The sequence below is a fragment of the Paenibacillus sp. MBLB1832 genome (genome assembly GCF_032271945.1).
GTDB classification, from domain to species: domain Bacteria; phylum Bacillota; class Bacilli; order Paenibacillales; family NBRC-103111; genus Paenibacillus_E; species Paenibacillus_E roseopurpureus.
Map to the genome: position 1 here is coordinate 4,896,765 of NZ_CP130319.1, position 19,317 is coordinate 4,916,081.

The following is a 19,317-nucleotide window of genomic DNA, read 5'->3' on the forward strand; positions in this document are numbered from 1 at the left end:
ATTAGGCTTTCTTCAAGATGTCGTTGCCTGCAAGCCAGACAATAAGACGTTGGTTGATTTGTTCCTCGCTCAGATCAGCGAAAAGTCTCTCTTCATGAAGAATATCATACAAGCGCTCCAGCGGCTCGCGGCCATCCGCTTTTTTCGCTTTGGCATCATTTTTAAGCAGTTCCCACGTCTTAAGAACGAAATCACGATAATGAATGTCTTTTTTGTTCATCAAAAAGTCAATTCGCTCAATATGATCTAGGAACTCGCCGCCAAAACGGCCATTGAGGTTGCCTGAAAGCAGAGCAATCTCCGCTTCATACATCGGACGCTGTGTTTTGTCTTCTTTCCCGATCCACGGCGTTTCGAGAATCATCGGCAAATGCTGCAAACTCTCGTGATTTACCAGATTGTTCATCGCCTCGAAGCCAATCCAGCCAGATCCAAGCGGCGCATGGCGATCTTTGGCCGCTCCGCGAGGGTTTTTACTGTCATTCAAGTGGATGACGCCAAGCTTCTCCAGTCCAATCGTACGGTCAAAATGACGCAAAACTCCGTCCAAATCATTCACGATATCGTAGCCGGCATCGTGAATGTGGCACGTATCCATACAGACGGTAATTTTATTGTTAAACTCCACGCGTTCGATAATTTCCGCAATCTCTTCAAAGCTGCGGCCGATTTCCGACCCTTTGCCTGCCATCGTTTCCAATGCAATGTTGACATTCGTGTCTTTAACTCCGGCAAGCACTTCATTCAAGCCATCGGCGATTCTCCCGATCCCGTAGTCGGCATCCTTGTCTGTGTAAGCGCCTGGATGCAGCACGATGTTACGAACACCTAGGTAATCTGTGCGACGAATTTCTTGTTGCAAGAAGTTAACAGCAAGCTCGTAAGTATCGTCTTTGTAAGAACCTAGGTTGATAATGTAAGGCGCATGAACAACGATTTCGTTCATCCCGTGCTTGTCCATCACGGCTTTGCCTTCTTCGACGTATTGCTCTTCGATCGGCTTACGGCGCGTATTCTGCGGCGCGCCTGTGTATATCATAAAGGTGGATGATCCGTAGGAAACGGCTTCTTCAGCTGCATTTAACAAACCTTTATCTGAGAACGAGACGTGTGAGCCAATTTTGGGCATAGTTCATAACTCCTTTATAGGTAACTACTACCCTCCTATTTTACTCGTATTGTCGCAAGAAATCTAGAAATAAGGTATAATTCTTATCAACGATTGGATTTAAATAAACGGGGTGACAAAATAGATGGCAAATGATTTTTTCATGTGGTTCATCATTTTCTGGGTATGCGTCCTGCTTTTCTTCATGTCGGTAGGCGGATACTTCATGTTTCGTAAATTCATTAAAGTTCTTCCCAAAGAGGACGGCAAGTCAAAGCTGGATTGGCAAAATTATTATGTAGACAGCTCAAGGCATTTATGGACCGAGGATTCCAAGGCCTTCCTAAACCAATTGGTATCACCTGTGCCGACGGCCTTCCGTGATATTGCGAAGCATTCGATCGCGGCGCGAATCGGACAAGTTGCCTTAGAGGCGAACGCGACAGAAGTGACGCGGGAGCACTGTATCGAGGGGTATATTCTTGCAACGCCTAAGCGGGATTATCGAAGTTTGACGAGCTTTTTGGAGAAGCAAGAGATTGATTATAGTGCGTTTAAGCATTTGTTGAGTTAAAAGAGAGCGTCCGCAGTTCAACGTGAACTGACGGGCGTTTTTCATTTTCGTGCCACAGCCAGAAAACAGACGATCCCCAACATCGCCCCAGCTGTATCCACAAGGACATCAATAGGCAGTGCCGTTCGGCCCTGAATGAAACGTTGGTGAAATTCATCGGATGCTGCGTACAGCGCACTCACACTAACCGCGGCGAGCGAAACGTGATAGATCGACCAGTTTGTATAGGCTTTGAGAGTGCGAGCGATCAAGAGACCAAGCACGAAATAAACGAAGATATGTGCTGTTTTTCGGATGAAGAATTCGATGAATCCGCTGGGGCTGCTGCTTTTCACACTTATTTGCGAGTGTCCATAATGAAAGCTGGTGCCAGCGAAAACATTTTTCACCGTTTGATCTGGAATTTCTTTATGGATCCAAGGTCTAAGATCCTGGGTTTGATGCGTTTGGGAGGAGAGCGCGAAAATCAAGCCGAACCAGAGAAACGTCGGAAGTGCAAACCGTATGAATCGCGTTATTTTCATTTTATCCGTCCACACCCCTTCATTTGCCCACGCAGACACCAAAAAGAGGCCCCCTAATCCTCGTCGAAAAGGGAAGCCTCTCTTGGAAACGTGATTACGTCATTACGCAGAAATCCCTTCAAAACGGGTTTGATTCCTAAACGAATTAATGCCCAGTCCTTCATAATCAAAGCCTAATTCCTGCATGTACGCTGGCTTCAGCACATTCCGTGTATCCAAGACATACGGGCTGCGCATATTCGTCTTGACTTGCGACCAATCGATCAGCAAATATTCATCCCAATGGGTCAAAAGCACGACAGCATCAACGTTATTCGTTACGTCCAACGCGTTCGGCATATACTGCACATCCAAAGCTGCGTTCAATTGCTGAAACATCTCCATGCCATGCGGATCATGCGCTTTTATGCGCGCGCCCGCATCGATTAATTCTTTGATGATCACAGACGCCTGCGTTTTCCGAGCATCATCGGTATTCGGCTTAAAGGTAAGGCCGAGGATGCCGATATGCTTCCCATTCAACGTTTTTAATTTCCGCTTGATCTTATCTACGACGTAATCGTGCATTTGTTGATTCGACTCCACGGCCGCTTGGACGACCGTCAGTTCGCAGCTATATTTCTGGCTCGTCGCCAGTAATTCTGCGGTGTCTTTCGGAAAACAGCTGCCGCTCCAGCCGCTGGATACTTGCAGGAATTTGGAGCCGATCCTTGAATCCATCCCCATGCCAGCCGCGACATCGGTCACGTTCGCGCCCAGCGTTTCGCACAGCCTCGCGATCTCATTAATATAGCTGATTTTCACAGCTAGAAAAGCGTTGGACGCATATTTAATCATTTCGGCGCTTTTGATATCCGTTTCATAATAGGTCGGTAAAGGCGCCTTCGGATTGAAGGCGAATTGAAAATCGCGCGATTTCTCCTCATACTGCACGCGATTCAGCAAATTAAAGTACAGCTCTTTCAATACTTGCTTAGACCTTGGATTTTCCGTCCCAATCACGATCCGATCTGGAAAAAATACGTCCTCCAACGCATACCCCTCCCGCAAGAACTCGGGATTACTCGCCATCGCAAAATGGGTATCAGCCGCCAAACCGGACGATTCTTCAATGATGGACGCTACGAGATCCGCCGTACCGACGGGGACGGTCGATTTATTAATAATCACAGTGAATTTATCGGGATTCAAATGTTGTCCAATGCCTTGCGCGGCAAGGCGAATGTATCGCAAGTCGGCCGTTCCATCCGCCTTCGACGGGGTGCCCACCCCAATAAAGACAACATCCGCTTGCGAGATGGTCGAGTAATCCGTTGTTGCAAACAACGTTTTGCCAATATAGTTCTCGATGAGATGGTCTAGGCCAGGTTCGTAGATAGGACTCCTGCCAGCATTCATCAAATCCACTTTCGTCTGGTCAATATCGAGCACCGTCGTATGATGCCCCAGTACCGCGAACGCCGCTCCCGTCACACTTCCCACATAACCCGATCCGATACAAACAATGTTCATATAGTTCCCTCCTAAAAGTTTTGCTTTTGCAAAACTGGCATCGTAAGCATAAGCTATAATTGTTCTCGGTTAGACTAAATCAGCGCCAGCTTCGCTTGGTAGGACTGAATGGTTCGCTTCAACCCATCTTCCAGCGATACTTCTGGATACCAGCCCAAAATATCGGTCGCGCGATGAATCACAGGTCTACGAACCTTCGGATCGTCTTCGGGTAGGGGATGAAACGTGATTTTGCTTGGCGTATTCGTTAATTGTTTCACGAGCAGCGCCACATCTAACACCGAATGCTCGGTCGGATTGCCAATATTTATAATTTGCCCTGTCGCTTCATCCATCTCCATCATTAAAATGAGGGCACGAATCGTATCATCGACATAACAGAAGGAACGTGTCTGGCTGCCATCGCCATAGACCGTGATATCTTCCCCTGTCAAAGCCTGGGTGACAAAATTCGAGATCACCCTGCCGTCATCGTTACGCAATCCAGCTGAATACGTATTGAACAGCCGAACGACCTTCGTTCTTAATTGAAATAACCGATGGTATTCATAGCAAAATACTTCCCCCAGCCGCTTCGCTTCATCGTAGCAGGCACGCGGTCCCCACGTGTTCACATTTCCTCGATATTCCTCGGGCTGCGGGTGCACTTCTGGATCCCCATAGGCTTCGCTTGTGCTCGCGTATAGCACCTTGGCATTATAGGTCTTGGCAAGTTCCAGCATGTTCTGGGTTCCGATCGTATTCACATAAATCGTTTCAAGCGAAGCTGCCTGATACAGCTTTGGCGAGGCTGGCGAGGCGAGATGATAAATTTCATCAACGGCTTGAACGCCATCCAGATCGATCACCGATTTATCCGAAACGTCATACGCGATGAATCGAAAATTCGGATGTTCCATCACGTCTTGCAGATTGGAGAGTCTTCCTGTAGCCAAGTTGTCTACACCAACGACCTCATGACCTCTTCCAAGTAATTCTTTTGTTAGGTGTGAACCTAAGAACCCTGCGGAACCCGTAATCAGTATTTTGCTCATTGGGCTTTCTCCCTCCATCCTTTAATGAATGCTTCTCCTATCCGAAAGATCTCTCTGTTTCCATGCCAGTCGGATGAAGATTAGGAATCTTCCTGATCCCCGTAAATTCTCCGAATAAGGTAATGAGGTACAGCGGATTTAAATACATGTATCGCTTCCACAGACGACTTGGTTCTTGGATAAAACGGTACAACCACTCCAGCCCTCTTCGCTGCATCCAGGGGGGCGCTTGCCTAAGTGTACCCGCATGGAAATCAAAGGCTGCACCGACCGCAAGCAGCGGCATATTTAACAACTCCCTATATTCAAAGGCCCACACCTCCTGCCTTGGGCAACCTAGCCCAACGAAGACGATTTGCGCTCCGCTCGCTTTAATTCTGCTAACGACCTCCGCTTTCTCCTCTGGCGTTAGAGATCTAAATTTCGAAGGCTCTTTACCTGCAATGACTAAGCCTTTGAATTTCTCTGCCAAATTCCGCTCGAACAGCTCCAGCGTCTCCATTTTGCTGCCATATAAATAGATCGGGATGCGCTGTTTGGCTGCCGCTTGGGCTACACGCAAGGTCAATTCAGGACCATAAACGCGTTCTTTCAGTCCTGTTTTGTAGATCAAATTCAAGCCCCACCTCACGGGTTGACCATCCGGAACGACGAGGTCCAAGCCATTCAGCCGCCTGCGATGCTCGGGATCCAGGTAACCCGTCATTACGCCATGCACAGCTAACGCTGAAACGGCGTAGGGTTGTTGCCTGCGAGCAGCATCCATGATGAAGTGAACAGCGGATTCATAGTCGACCGCTGCAATATTCACGCCACAGATGGCGTGTTTGCCTTGATTCATCATATCGCTACCCTCCAACGATCTTTATTTTCTTCGTAGATGCCCTCCATAATGAGTCGAATATGGTTATAAGCTTGCTGCCACTCGGGATAATGTGCCTTGAACTTCGCCAAATCTGACACATACCACTGGTGATCACCAGCTCGGGCTGTATCCGAATAGGTGTACACAAATTCCCTACCTGTAATCTCTTGCGACAACTGGATCGCTTCCAGCATGGAAACATTGGAGTCTCTTCCGCCTCCTAAATTGTAAACTTCCCCGCCTCGTCGAGGATTGAGATAGAAGGCATGGAAGGCTGAGATGACGTCACTCGAGTGAATGACATCACGAACTTGTTTCCCTTCATAGCCGAAAATCGTGTAAGGCGTCCCCGTGATGGCACATCGCATGAGGTAGTTAATAAAGCCATGCAATTGCACGCCCGATTGCTTCGATCCGCTTAGTACACCGCCACGGAAGCAAACTGTTTTGAAGTTGAAATAGCGTCCATATTCCTGCACGAGAATATCCGCAGCCAGCTTGGAAGCGCCAAATAGCGAATGCATGCTTTGGTCAACGCTCATCTCTTCGGAGATTCCCTCTCGGAAGGCATGCGCAGGATCGATTTCCCACCGTGTTTCGAGCTCAATGAGAGGCAGCGTGTTCGGTCGATCGCCGTAAACTTTGTTCGTTGAGGTGAAAATAAAAACAGCTTCAGGACAATGATGCCGCATCGCCTCAAGCAGGTTTAATGTCCCATTCGCGTTGACTCCGAAATCGGTGAATGGGTCCTTCACGGCCCAATCATGCGATGGCTGCGCAGCGGTATGGATAATTAATGAAATCTCTTTCCCATACAAACTGAATAATTCATTAAGCTGATCGGCTTGACGGATATCCATCATATGATGCTCATACTTCTTCCCCAGAACCCCCTCTAATCGGTTCCGATTCCAAATGGTTGAGCCTTCCGGCCCGAAGAACGTTTCCCGCATATTGTTGTCAATGCCAATCACTTTATAGCCTAAGCTTGCATAGAACTCCGTTGCTTCCGAACCAATTAATCCTGCGGACCCTGTAATAATAACGATAGACATACCCATACACGCTCCTTCTTATTAGCTGACAAAAATTTGCCGCTTCTCTTGATTCGCCTTATTGACTGCTAGCAGATTCTGGTATTCGAGTTTAATCGCATGAACCGTGTGGTGGGCGAGAAACTTTGTCCTAATGGATTCCGTGGCAGCAACACCCAACTGTTTCCGCCTCTCTTCGTCGGCGAGCAGGCTTTCTAATCCTCGACGCATCTCCTCCTTATTCGCTGCAACAAGTAATCCGTCTACTCCATCGGTTATAATATCAACAGGACCTCCCCAGTTCGTTGCGATGGAAGGAAGCCCGCAATACATCGCCTCGATCAGCACTCTACCGAACGGTTCAGGTGTTGTAGAAGCTAGAACGAATATATCGATCGCTGCGTAGACCTGCCGACTATCCTTCATAAATCCAGCAAAAATGACGCGATCCTGCACGTGCAACTCCTTCACTAGCTGTTCGAGTGCTCTCAACACATACTCATTGCCTGGATAGCAATCACCAGCCAATACCAAGTACGTATCTCTCGCCTTACTGCTCGCAGCGAAAGATTGAATGAGCACATCTTGCCCCTTCCAAGTGCTGATTCGCGCTACATTGCCAATGATGACGGCTTCTTGGGGGATCCCCCATTGTGCACGCAAATCCGCTCGGGCATTCCTCTGACCTGGAAAAAAGGGATAGTCCTCTTCAATGCCATTGAAGACCGTAACGAGCTTATCCTGCTGCTGATACGGCGCAAATCGCTTTCTGACATCCGTTGAAATACAGATGACTTTCGACGACAACCGCATAATTAGGTATCGATACATCCGCCATAGCAGCTTTGGAAAGTCATCGAACACTTCTCGCATATGCCAAATATGAGGAATCGCGAGTAATTTAGCGACGATGGCTCCAGACATTACAATGGCTGAATTACTATGTACCAAACTCACCTTCTCATGCTTCAATTGCCTGTAAAGCCGAGGTAGAGCTAGACAAAAATAACTGACGAAAAGCAGCAAACTAACCAGGCTTTTGAACGTTTGTCTCCTCAGAATCAGTAGATCTTTCCTAATCCACACTGTAGCTCCGAGCGCTTCGAGCTCATCGACCAAGTCACCTTCCTCGGGTAAAACAACGATCGGCTCGAACTTTTCCTTTTCCAACCCCTTGATGATGGATAAAAGTGATCGGCTTGAACCATACAAATCGCCTGTTACATGAAAGTAAACGATTTTTATTTTCATTCATCCTCATGCCCTTCTCAACTGATTCTACGCCTCTTAAAATCACGAATAATCGCTTCATATAAAGCTTCAAGCTCCTGATTCTGCTTCTCAATATTGAAGAGGTTTTGAACACGTGCTTTCCCTTGTTTACTGAAGCTTTCCCACACCGCCTTGTTAGTCAACAAGGCCTGTATGTAAATCGCGAGCATCTGGCTGTCCTTCTCAGGCGCCAAATAACCCGTTTCGCCATGCGCCACCGCTTCTGTTATCCCGCCTGTCGCAAAGCTGACAACGGGAAGCCCCATCGCATTCGCCTCGGCGAAAACCATCCCAAATCCTTCTGCATCGCCATTCTCCGCAATGACACTTGGAACCGAGAACAGCATCGCTGTATTCATCCATGTCCTTACAACCTCGGGTGGTTGTACGCCGAGAAATTGGTACTTGGTTAATAATCGCCCCGCCTTCTCCTCCAAGTGCCCCCTAAGCGGTCCATCGCCGATACACACGAGCTCACAATCTGGCAGTTCCCGTTGGACCAGATGCATCGCATCAATTAAAAACTCTGCTCCTTTCTTCTCCACAAGTCTCCCGACGAAAAGAACAATCGGTTTGCGTTTGACCTGTTCATCAGGCGTAAATGAAGCGAGATTGATCCCGATGTAATGCCGGACAATCCTTTCTTCTGGAAAGCCTTGTTCGATCATTTTGCGCTTAATAAAATCGGAGACCGCTATGAACAGTGTGCCTTGCCGTTGCAGTTCTTTCCGTTTGCGAATATACAACTTATGACTGTAGAAATTAGCGAATTCATCCTTGACCGTGGCATCAAAGCCGTGGAAGGTCACGACGAGCGGGACGTCCAAATATTTCACTAAAGGCAAAGCCAGGGCACCGCCAAACCCAAAATGAGCATGAATTAAGGAGGGCTTCAGACGTGCAATTTTATTCATAAAACCAATCGATTTACCAACAAGTTTGTACAGCGTTTCTTTTCCCCAGCCGAACACACTCTGGTCATTCATCACAATGACGCGTTCGTCCGGCAGCTTGATTCCAGCAATTTGCCTTGAGCCCACATAGTAGGGAGTAAAATTTTGAAGCGCCTCTGCCTGTGCTTTAACAAATGTTTCAGAAGGTGATAGCAGGTGATCTTTATAGATCACGACATTCTTCTTCCCATCCATGGCACCCACATCTCCTTATTCAGCAATGGATTGCTGCCCAGTCCTTTCTTTTTCCCTTTTCACATAAATCATCAGCAAGGCGAACGTCATGAAGTGGTACAAGAAGTTTTCTTTAAATAAATTACTCTCCAGTGTAGATTCCGTGATGCCTCGAATGAGTAGAAGCAACACCATCATGATCGTCAAATACTTACTTTCCTTCGCGTATCGCCAGCCCAATTTAATCAGGATACCCACATAGAAAACCAGCCCAGCCACACCGATAAGACCTGATTCACCTAACGTTTGAAAAAATTGATTATGTGCCTGACCTGGAGCCCAGTTGTACATATCTAAAAAAGGAAGTCTCGTTTCTTGATCTTTCCATAGATCCAGTCCGTACCCGAACAGCGGGTTATGCTTCCATATTTCGATCGTATAGCTCCAAACAAAATTGCGACCCGTTAAGCTCGTAATCAGCTCCATATCTTGGCTTTGCAAGCCTAATGCGTAGCTGGCGGACGAGTTGATGATAAATAAGCAGCCGCAAAGCACGATGACGGTTGTTATCACGATGTACATATGGCGCGCTGCCCGGGTCCGCGTTGCCAGGAAAACAAACATGAATAAGACTACAAAAGTAACCCATGTTGTCTTCGATTGTGTTAACAGCAAGACCGTGAAGCTTACCAACCAATGAACGATATTGAAGTAGGTATTCTTTTTCTCATAGATACGATTCGTTAACCAAAATACTATGACCATAGGAGCTAAGTGATTCGCTAAATTCGCAATCCCATGCAAACGAAACGAATAGAAATAGCCTAGTTTATAGTACTCTTCAATAGCGAATGCAGGATCTACAAGCGCTGCAATCAGACTTCCGTACAGATACACTAAGGCAATCATTCTTATTAGTGAAACGAACCACTTTAAATCTTTGCCTCTCAATAGCAGCAGTGCTGTGAAACATAAAGGCAGTACAAACCATTGTGGAGACAATGTAGCTTTGGAACCAAGAACCGATGATAGAATCGGACCGCATGAGAACATACAAGAAGCAACCCATAATTGCAGCTCAGGTTTAGCAAACTTCTGCTTCATGGCGGGCCAGATTAATAGAAAGCTGAAAAACAACAGCAGCGCCGTCATGGCGGATCGGATCAGCAGTGCAGTAGGATCCTTTTCCATCGTTACAACCATAATCTGCTCTAGGTTGAACACTCTTGGGCTGGTTAAGTTATTCAAGATCGGAGAAATCAAGATAAGTACGACAAGCACAACTAAAGCTTTCTTTAAAATCATCCTCTGATCGTGTTGAATTTGAATCTGTTGCTTTATCATTTACGCCTCCAAACTACTGACCGGTATGTCCTTCCTCAGTTTGGTTTTTGAATAGGTTTGCCATACAACCAACCATAAACTCATCCCCAACACGGTATTCGCTAGAATGCCAGACCAGATCGCCCCCTCCCAGGAATAAAGAGGTATCAGGATGACATTCAGTACAACGCTGATGAAGGCTGCAACGATTTGCAGCATGCTGCGATAGCCTTGAAAGCCCGCTCCAGTGAGCAGATCAGCCGCAAAGTATTGCAACGCTCGAATCAATGGGATGATCGCCATCCATCGAATCGCTTCAATCGCATTGCTGTAGTCGGAGCCTAGTACATACGGAATAACGGGTGCTAAGATATACAGCAGAATGCCAGAAAGTACACCGTAGACACAGCCTGCGGGCATTAACTTTTTGGCAAATTGAAAGCTCCCTTGAATGCCTTTGCTGCCATGTTGAAAAAACTTCCCATAGGCCGCTGCTAACAACGAACGTATCGGCGTAAACACGACATCGATGATCCGACTCGCTGCTGCATAAATGCCTGTTGCTTCAAGTGTGGCGATTTTTGCAAGAATACTTTTGTCGATGTCATTGTAGACACCTTGCGCCGATAGACTGATCGAGAAATAGAAGCCCTCTACTATATCCTTCTTGCTAACGGTAAGTCTCATATGGGGAGCGCCTAGCTTCCAATTGACTAAACCTACCCCCATCACTGTCGTTAGCACTGTACAAAGAAGGTATAAGCCGCCCCACTGCACGGGCGTAGGGTTGGAAACGAAAAAGAACAGGCTGCAAGCAGCTGCCATCCGCAAAAAGCTCTGGCAAACTTGCAGCTGCGCCGTCCAGCCAAGCCTCTCGAAAGCTTGAAAGGCTTGACCGCTGACATCGAGCAGTCTTGCAAACAGCATGTCGGAAATAACTACAGCTAGAATAAGCAGAAAGGGGATATTGTGAGGTAAAAACAGATCAGCCACAGCGACGATGAGGACCACGAATAGGAAGCCCGAGAGAATCGTGACGATTAACGCATTTCCCCAGGACTCCTTGAACGTCGTGCGGTCTCTCGCCACATTTTTCACTAGAATATTTCCCGTACCAAAGCTGGCAAAGGGTGCGAAGATGGACGTCACCGCAACGACACCTACAAAAGCCCCGAAGCCTTCAACGCCGAGCGTACGTGCAATAAAAACAAAATACACAGCCTGCAGAATTGTTTTCATGCCGTGACCCAAAAACATCCATAACGTGTTCCGGGTTAACGCATTGTTTTTTAGCCTAAGCACGCTACTGAACTTGTTTGTTTTCATGCAGGTACCTATTCTCCTTAAGTCATGGAAGTTACACCGTATTACTTTTAATCACGACCGCTAGCGTGCCCCAAATAATTTTGGCGTCCATCTTCCACGATACTTCGCGCGCGTACTTGAAATCGTAATGCAGGTTTTCATGAATGGGATGAATCCGCTCAGGGCTGATCTGCCACAATCCCGTAATGCCTGGCGTTACGCAGAAGCGCTGACGCTCCCAATCGGAGTACTCCGTTTCCACAATGGATCGCTGTTCGGGTCTAGGACCAATAAAACTCATTTCTCCACGCAAAATATTAAAGAGCTGAGGCAGCTCATCGATACTCGTTTTCCGCAGCATACGGCCTATCGATGTAATCCTGGGATCCTTGCCCGAAACGGGAGATCTTCCCTCTTTCGGCACATCGGTATACATCGTGCGGAACTTATAAATATCGAATATCCGCCCATGCTTGCCATACCTTTGCTGCTTGAAGATGACGGGACCTTTGGAGTCTAGTTTAATCAGGATAGGAACAACAATCAGGAGCGGAGAAGTGAGCAGCAGCAGCGTTAAACCTAGAACAAGATCAAACAGTGGTTTCACCACTTGCACATAGATCCCGCTAGGCGCAGAAAAACTAGAGACTCTGACCATTTCCATATCGGGCACAACCTCCTCTTATACAATCGCTCTAATGGCTTGTTGTTTTTTCGCATACTCATGTAAATAATGTTCGAACTCCATACTTAACTCCTGATTCCGCAAGGCATATTCAACGGTAGCTTTCAAAAATCCAATTTTGCTGCCCACATCGTAGAGCTTTCCATCATAGATATAACTGTGCATGTCTTGCAGTTTGGCTAGCTGCTGTAACGCATCTGTGAGTTGAATTTCCCCACCAACACCTGCATGCGTATGTTCCAGAATATCCATAATCTCTGGATTTAAAATATAACGTCCCATAATGGCCAGATTGGAAGGCGGGTTCTTCTGTGGCTTCTCAACAAGATTTTGAACAATCGAAAGCTTCTCCGATATTTGCTTACCCTCAATGACGCCATACATATGAACGTCTTCCCAAGCGACAGGTTCAACGGCAATCACGTTGGAGCCGCCTGTTTCCTCGTAGACATCCATCATTTGCCTCAAACAAGGCACTTTACTATTAATGATCATGTCGCCTAGCAATACGGCAAAGGGTTCGTTGCCAATAAATTTACGCGCGCACCAGATCGCATGTCCCAGTCCTAGGGCTTCCTTTTGTCTCACATAGTGGATATCAACAAGATTCGTTAAATCATGCACAATTTGCAATAAATCATTCTTCTTCTTACTCTCCAAGTTCAACTCCAGCTCATAATTCTTGTCAAAATGATCTTCGATCGGCTTCTTGCTCCGACCCGTTACAATGATGATGTCCTCAATGCCAGATTCAATGGCTTCTTCCACGATGTACTGAATGGTAGGCTTATCGACGATCGGCAGCATTTCTTTCGGCATCGCTTTCGTCGCAGGTAAAAATCGGGTTCCTAAACCAGCTGCAGGGATGATGGCCTTTCTAACAATTCTCTCCATACTGCTCCTCCTCATATCTATTTCTCTCTAAACCAGGGCATTGAACCCTTCCTCACTTCACACCATTGACGATCTACGTCTAAGGCCGAAGCCCACAGCATGAACGAGTGCCTACAATGATAAGGGTGTAGTAGACATTACCCATGAAAGATCAATTAGCCAATCCTATTCGTTCTGCCCATAATAGTAGTTATAGGAGGCGTCACCTTTCTTGTGGCGCTTATTGTTCAGGACAACACCCAGTATCTTCGCCTGTACTCGCTCAAGGTTATCAATGGCTTTCTTGGCTGTATCTCGCTTCGTTTTCCCATCACAAACAACCAAGACAACACCGTCACACTGACTAGCAAGAATCTGAGAATCAGCAACCGCAAGTGTAGGGGGAGAATCAATAATAATGACATCGAATTTGGCAGCCAACGTGTTCAGGAACGATTTCATTTTCTGAGAGGTTAACAGCTCGGAAGGATTAGGAGGAATAGGACCTGACGGGATCAAATGCAGATGCTCGATTGACGTTTCAAACATCACATCGGGGAGATCGGAGCGATTCACAAGCGTACTCGTGAGTCCGTATCGATTCGACATGCCGAAGTAATGATGAAGCGTCGGTTTCCTTAAATCAGCATCAATGAGCAATACTTTCTTTCCCTCTTGCGCAAAAGCAACAGATAAATTAGCAGCAGTCGTCGATTTCCCTTCACCCGGCTGCGCCGAGGTAACGAGGATCGTCTTTACGACACGATCAATAGACGAGAACTGAATGTTCGTTCGCAACGCTCGATAGGATTCCGATACTTGCGATTTGGGATGAATGTCCGTAATCAGTTGATGCTTATTGATTAGCGTTGGCATAAACCGTATCACCTACCATTCTTGTGGATTTGGCAGCCGTTTTACCGATCAGTTCATCTGGTCTTACCATAGAAATCGTGGCCAGTGTAGGTAACCCGAGGAACAATTCAATATCTCGTTCCGACTTAATCGAATCGTCCAAATAATCCTGTAGAAACACGAATCCAAGAGCTAGCATGAACGAAATGACGAAGACAATCGCTACATTGATTTTTACATTAGGTGACACAGGCTTGACGCTCTCATCTGGCTTAGCTTCATTGAGAATTACAACGTTGTCTACTTTCATAATGGAAGGAATGGTACTCTTAAATACTTCAGATACCGCATTAACGGTTTTGGCAGCTTTTTCATAGGATAGACTTGTAATGGAGATCGTCATGACCTGTGTATCAATCGTGGAACTAACACGAATCATGTCGAGCAGATCTTTGGCAGTCAGTCCGAGCTCTGGATATTTCACCACAACTTGATCTAAAATGGCTGGCGTCTGAATAATTTCCTTATACGTTTTAACTAACATCGCATTGGTTCTTAACGAGTCGAAATTAATGTCATCCCTCCCTTGCGTTTCAATGGATTTGTTCACAATCAGCTTGGAGCTCGCTTCATAGCGCGGTGTGACGACATAGTAGCTGACAAACCCTGCTGCAACACTCGCTAGCAGCACAAGGCTTGCGATAAACCACAATTTTTTCTGAACGAGCGCAACATATTGTTTCAATTCAATCTCCATGATGACCTCCCATTGGTAATGTAATGTTCTGCAAAATCACATGAACAACCACACTCTGCGCGGATATGATATAGGCTCCAGCAATATGGTTTCATTTCGCACGACACGCAGTGCGTTAACGCTGTAATGCTCGACGATTTGATGATTCAATTGCGATGCCAAATCAGCTAGTGCCAAAGATAAGGTTCCAGGCCTTGTCGTCAGATTGTGAGCATCCGAAGCGATGAGATGGACCATATTTCTTTTGCATAAGTGAATGGCAAACTTCTGAATCTTTCTTCCAAATAATCCAGTGATCGATTGTGAAGTAACCTGACTTAAACAGCCCTGCTCAATCAGGTAGTGGAGACGGCGCGGATTTTTCATCAACTCTGTATTGCGCTCTGGATGAGCGATAATGACAGTGAGACCCAACACGTGTATTTCATACAACAAGTCATCGAAATAGTCAGGAATGCCTGAATGCGGCATTTCAAGGAGCAGGTATTGCGATTTATTCAATGTTTGAATATACCCCGCTTCCAGATCGTCCAGAAGTTCCTTGTACACTCTCACCTCTTGCCCTGGGAGTATTTGAACGGGAACCTCCTGTTTCTCAAGCTCAGCATTCAGCTGATGGACAGCAAGATCGACCAATTCAGCGGGATTGTCATATTTTCCATCACCATAATGCGGTGTGGCAACGATCGTTCTAATCCCTTCCTTGGCAGCGCACTTCGCCATGGCGATCGCTTCTTGCATACTTTCAGCACCATCATCTAACCAAGGTAAAATATGACAATGGGTATCAATCAGCATGGGATGATCTTTCTTTTCAGAAAACACAACAACTCATTTTCAATTCTGGGTAGACTAAAATAAGAGATAGAATCAAAATTCCAGCGGTCACGTGTTGTCATCTCTTTCCCTCCTTTATGTTACATAATGTATCATAGCGAGTTAGACGACAGGGGTGACTGTATGGTACTGCAACGATGAGAACTGGTACCTTTTGAATAAAAAAGCTCTTGGAGAAAATTTGTGTCAAAGAGGGGGAGGGTGTTCATTACCAGTGAGGACTTAGCTATTATTGTTCGAGACTAGGGGGGCAGGAACAGGAACTTGATCTGGGTGGGTTTTCGTGCTGGTCTGACTTTCCAGCCATAGCTGATAGGTGTTTAAATCCAACTCTAACTGTCTTAATACATCTCGGATGTCAAGTGACTTGGGCTTATCATGGACCATAACGGATATCACTCCCACTGTGTTATGTTTTCTGACATTCAACTCACTATTCATGTTTACAATTTATGATACATCTCGTATCTTGTCAAGATGATTTTAAATCTGGCGTTTTCTGAAACGAACATCACGTGTTTTCAAAGTTATGCCCGCCCAGCATCGAATATGATTATGAACCTCTCACAAAATTGTAAAAATAGAGTTGTAAGCGTGCACAGTACAACTACATCAAGCTGCTTGCAAGGCAATCTTTTTTTCAAAATGGATCCTTGAGCAATGATTGGCTAATTTCCATGACTTTCACTTTATCCGGAATCCAATAATATAATCGCAAATGTTCTAAGGGATCCATTTCATAACCGCTATGACCTGGAATTTGTTTCGTCGTGAAGTCATTCGTGCTCATCCCTTTCAATAACCAAGCCAAGCTAATTAAGTCGCTGTCTTGAAAATTGGTATCCACGATATCTTTCTTCACTCTCGTCAATAAACCAGCGATTTCACTGATATGCTCGGGCCTTAATATTTCTTGCGCGACATTTTTTAAAATCTGCGATTGCTGATATTGCCTTCCGAAATCGCCATCTGGAAACGCATACCGCTCCCTTACTAAGCTCAGGGCCAGTTTCCCGTCGATATGCTGGGGTCCTTTCGCGAGGGTTGTTTGGGCATGGTATAAGTAAACATCGCTGGCCACCTCTACATCAACACCGCCGATCGTATCAATGAAATCCTCAAAGCCTTTGAAGTCCGTCTTCAGATAATAATTGATGGGAACATCCAGAAAGTTACTCACAGTTTGCAGCGCAGTTCGCGTTCCTTCGGTGTTGCCTCCTTTCAGCTCGCCAAGCATGTGGGCATGATTAATTTTCGTATAACCTACACCGTCAATCAGCACACGACTGTCTCTGGGAATCGATACAATGTTCACCTTGCGTAATTCTGGCATGACGTGCAGCACCATGATGACATCCGAGCGTGCGTACTCCTCTTTTCTGGCATCTGTTCCAAGTACTAAGACATTAAAGGCGGAAATGGACTTCGTTGAAACTTCTGGGGTAGAAGGCGTCGTTGCTTCAGGAACGGGTTCAGTTACGGAGGAGGTTGAGGGCTCATGATCGGTCAATGTGTCATCTCTCGACAATGCGGGCACACTTAGTACGGGCACTTCCATGCCATTCCAATGGTGACTCGGTTCATATTTCCAGTAAACTACACCCCCTATACTTATACATCCAACAAAAAGAAAGCCTGCAGTGTAAACTACCCAACGTCGCATGTAGTCACTCCCTTTAACTTCTCTATTTATTAGATACGTATTGTATCATTGCAGAGATACAATTACAAGCAGAATAAACCACACCTCCTTTGGACTAAAGAAGATGTGGCTATCGGTTGTCCCCTCAAGTGAAATTTGCTGCTTTTTGAACCGTCATCAACTCATGGTTTTCTAAAAAACTGAACACGCCCTTTCTCTCTTTTGCCAGTTTATCATAGTCACCAACTTGAATAATTTTACCTTCTTCCATAACAATAACTTCATCCGCGTTCCTTATGGTCGATAATCGGTGGGCAATGACGATAATCGTCATTTTACCCTTTAGCTGTTCAAGGACTTTTTGAATATTAGCTTCGTTCTCATTATCTAATGCGCTCGTGGCTTCATCCAAAATCAAAATCGAAGGGTTCTTTAGCATCGCTCGAGATAGGATAAGCCTCTGTCTCTCTCCGCCTGAGAGTCTAACTCCTCGATCACCAATAAGCGTATCAAGTCCCTTCGGTAATTTCCTTACAAAGTCGGCTGCGGATGCGAATTGCAAAGCTTCCCACAATTGTTCCTCTTTCGCATGCGGTTTAACCATGAGCAGATTGTCCCTTATACTCGCGTTAAACAGAAAGGGATCCTGAGGAACATAGCCTAAAGACTCTCTTAGCGATACTACGATATCATCTGTTAGGGGAATGCCATCAATCATGACACTTCCACTTTCTGGTTTCAGCAATCCCATTACTACATCTACTAAGGTGCTTTTCCCAGCACCAGAATGGCCCACAATGGCTGTCATGCGATTAGCGGGAATATGCAAGTTGACCTTTTGAAGAGCATACACAGGTTCCCCCAAATTATAGCGGAAGCTGACATTGTCGAGGTTTATCCCTCGTTTCATATGGATCCTCTGCTCTTTGGTCTCATGATCCATGCCCTCTTTAAACTCTCTCCCATCCGCACATTGCTCATGTAGTTCTACCAACGCTTTAAAGGATGGCATTGCCATAGCGATTTGCTCCATACTTGACTGAATGCCAATAAATCTAGGCCATAGCCTAGAGAAAATGATAATAATTAACAACAACTGTTCAGGCTGCGAACGAAACAGGTTTACAGAAAAATAGATAAACACCGCGATTAATACAGCCGATGAAGCTTTATAAAGTATACTCGATCCAGCCTTCAGCTTGGTATATTCCACTTGTTCATGCTCCATCCGTTCCGTCAGGGCATGATACCACTTCATCCTCGCTTTTTCTAATCGATTGCTCTTTATATCTTTAATGCCATTGATTTGGTCTGTTATTCCTGCAAGATAACTTTGCCCTAACTCAACTGTCATATTACCTAGCTTCAGAGATCTTTTAAGGAATTTACGAGATACGAAGATCAATAACAATCCACTAACCAAAACAAAAGCAGTGATTCTAGGTGAAAGCCAAAATGCAAGGCTCACTTGAGCTGCCGTAAAAATAATGGATGCAATAAATTGCAAAAAGGTATTTGTTCCAGCACTAACACGGGCAAGTTCTGCCGTTAACACGTTTATTAAATCAGATTTTCTACTTTTCATGAAAAAATCCCAGTTAGCTTGAAGTATGGAACCATAGGTCTCTAATCGTAAATGTCTGGTAAAGCCATGCTGTATTTTGGCATTACGAATTGATATCTTATTTTGAAATACGGTTTGCCCAATCACTAATAAGAGATAAATGCCTAAGATTAGGGGTAATTCAAGTAAAGCGGGAACCTTATGAAAGATCTGGAGCCAATGCGAAAGGGGAATCCCTGTTGCATCTAACTTTACAATGCCGCTTGCCGTTATCATTGGAATTAAAAACAAAATTCCAATTCCCTCAAGCAGACTAATGAAAATCATGGCAAGGATATTGATATATAATATTTTCCCTGATAGAACGTGTAATTTTTTTACAAAAAAGAACGTTTCCTTCATATTTTCGTTCCCTTCCTGCTTATT

General features: G+C 45.6%; 18 protein-coding genes. 1 reads left to right on the plus strand and 17 read right to left on the minus strand.

Features of this window, described 5'->3' with window-relative positions:
- Position 1: 1 nt before the first annotated feature.
- On the minus strand, positions 2–1,129 hold the full coding sequence (locus MJB10_RS22055) for a deoxyribonuclease IV (protein ID WP_314798513.1): 1,128 nt from the start codon (positions 1,127–1,129) through the stop codon (positions 2–4).
- A gap of 124 nt (positions 1,130–1,253) precedes the next feature.
- Here MJB10_RS22055 and MJB10_RS22060 point away from each other — a divergent pair, with 124 nt between their 5' ends.
- Positions 1,254–1,682 carry a DUF2621 domain-containing protein gene (locus MJB10_RS22060; RefSeq protein WP_314798516.1) on the plus strand — a complete coding sequence of 143 codons (429 nt, stop codon included), beginning with the start codon at positions 1,254–1,256 and terminating at the stop codon, positions 1,680–1,682.
- A gap of 41 nt (positions 1,683–1,723) precedes the next feature.
- Here MJB10_RS22060 and MJB10_RS22065 read toward each other — a convergent pair whose 3' ends face one another.
- The 16 genes from MJB10_RS22065 to MJB10_RS22140 form a co-directional block, all read right to left on the minus strand.
- Positions 1,724–2,245, minus strand: a complete 522-nt coding sequence (locus MJB10_RS22065; protein WP_314798518.1) for a VanZ family protein — start codon at positions 2,243–2,245, stop codon at positions 1,724–1,726.
- 63 nt (positions 2,246–2,308) lie between these two features.
- The gene (locus MJB10_RS22070) at positions 2,309–3,718 is read right to left on the minus strand and encodes a UDP-glucose dehydrogenase family protein (RefSeq protein ID WP_314798521.1); all 1,410 of its coding nucleotides are present in this window, start codon (positions 3,716–3,718) and stop codon (positions 2,309–2,311) included.
- Between the two features lie 74 nt (positions 3,719–3,792).
- The gene (locus MJB10_RS22075; RefSeq protein ID WP_314798524.1) at positions 3,793–4,752 is read right to left on the minus strand and encodes a UDP-glucuronic acid decarboxylase family protein; all 960 of its coding nucleotides are present in this window, start codon (positions 4,750–4,752) and stop codon (positions 3,793–3,795) included.
- A 37-nt stretch (positions 4,753–4,789) separates the two neighbouring features.
- Positions 4,790–5,596 (minus strand): WecB/TagA/CpsF family glycosyltransferase, encoded by an 807-nt coding sequence (locus MJB10_RS22080; protein ID WP_314798526.1) that lies wholly within the window; start codon positions 5,594–5,596, stop codon positions 4,790–4,792.
- Entirely contained in the window at positions 5,593–6,672 is a 1,080-nt protein-coding gene (locus tag MJB10_RS22085) for an NAD-dependent epimerase/dehydratase family protein (protein ID WP_314798529.1), read from the minus strand. The genes MJB10_RS22080 and MJB10_RS22085 overlap by 4 nt, the downstream gene beginning before the upstream one ends.
- Positions 6,673–6,693: 21 nt before the next feature.
- A complete protein-coding gene (locus tag MJB10_RS22090) occupies positions 6,694–7,902 on the minus strand; it encodes a glycosyltransferase (protein ID WP_314798532.1) in 1,209 nt (402 codons plus the stop codon).
- Between the two features lie 17 nt (positions 7,903–7,919).
- Positions 7,920–9,071 carry a glycosyltransferase gene (locus tag MJB10_RS22095; RefSeq protein ID WP_314798536.1) on the minus strand — a complete coding sequence of 384 codons (1,152 nt, stop codon included), beginning with the start codon at positions 9,069–9,071 and terminating at the stop codon, positions 7,920–7,922.
- A gap of 15 nt (positions 9,072–9,086) precedes the next feature.
- Positions 9,087–10,394, minus strand: a complete 1,308-nt coding sequence (locus tag MJB10_RS22100; protein ID WP_314798539.1) for an O-antigen ligase family protein — start codon at positions 10,392–10,394, stop codon at positions 9,087–9,089.
- On the minus strand, positions 10,395–11,699 hold the full coding sequence (locus MJB10_RS22105; RefSeq protein ID WP_314798541.1) for an oligosaccharide flippase family protein: 1,305 nt from the start codon (positions 11,697–11,699) through the stop codon (positions 10,395–10,397). It lies immediately after the preceding gene.
- A gap of 31 nt (positions 11,700–11,730) precedes the next feature.
- Complete coding sequence (locus tag MJB10_RS22110; RefSeq protein ID WP_314798544.1) at positions 11,731–12,342, minus strand: sugar transferase; 612 nt, start codon at positions 12,340–12,342, stop codon at positions 11,731–11,733.
- 18 nt (positions 12,343–12,360) lie between these two features.
- Positions 12,361–13,257 (minus strand): UTP--glucose-1-phosphate uridylyltransferase GalU, encoded by an 897-nt coding sequence (gene galU / locus MJB10_RS22115; RefSeq protein WP_314798546.1) that lies wholly within the window; start codon positions 13,255–13,257, stop codon positions 12,361–12,363.
- Between the two features lie 165 nt (positions 13,258–13,422).
- Positions 13,423–14,112: a CpsD/CapB family tyrosine-protein kinase gene (locus tag MJB10_RS22120; protein WP_314798550.1), complete on the minus strand. Its 690-nt coding sequence runs from the start codon at positions 14,110–14,112 to the stop codon at positions 13,423–13,425.
- On the minus strand, positions 14,093–14,848 hold the full coding sequence (locus MJB10_RS22125; protein WP_314798553.1) for a YveK family protein: 756 nt from the start codon (positions 14,846–14,848) through the stop codon (positions 14,093–14,095). The genes MJB10_RS22120 and MJB10_RS22125 overlap by 20 nt, the downstream gene beginning before the upstream one ends.
- A gap of 36 nt (positions 14,849–14,884) precedes the next feature.
- Entirely contained in the window at positions 14,885–15,646 is a 762-nt protein-coding gene (locus tag MJB10_RS22130; RefSeq protein ID WP_314798555.1) for a tyrosine-protein phosphatase, read from the minus strand.
- A 679-nt stretch (positions 15,647–16,325) separates the two neighbouring features.
- Positions 16,326–17,348, minus strand: a complete 1,023-nt coding sequence (locus MJB10_RS22135) for an LCP family protein (RefSeq protein ID WP_314798559.1) — start codon at positions 17,346–17,348, stop codon at positions 16,326–16,328.
- A 124-nt stretch (positions 17,349–17,472) separates the two neighbouring features.
- Positions 17,473–19,293, minus strand: a complete 1,821-nt coding sequence (locus MJB10_RS22140) for an ABC transporter ATP-binding protein (RefSeq protein ID WP_314798561.1) — start codon at positions 19,291–19,293, stop codon at positions 17,473–17,475.
- Between the last annotated feature and the right edge of the window lie 24 nt (positions 19,294–19,317).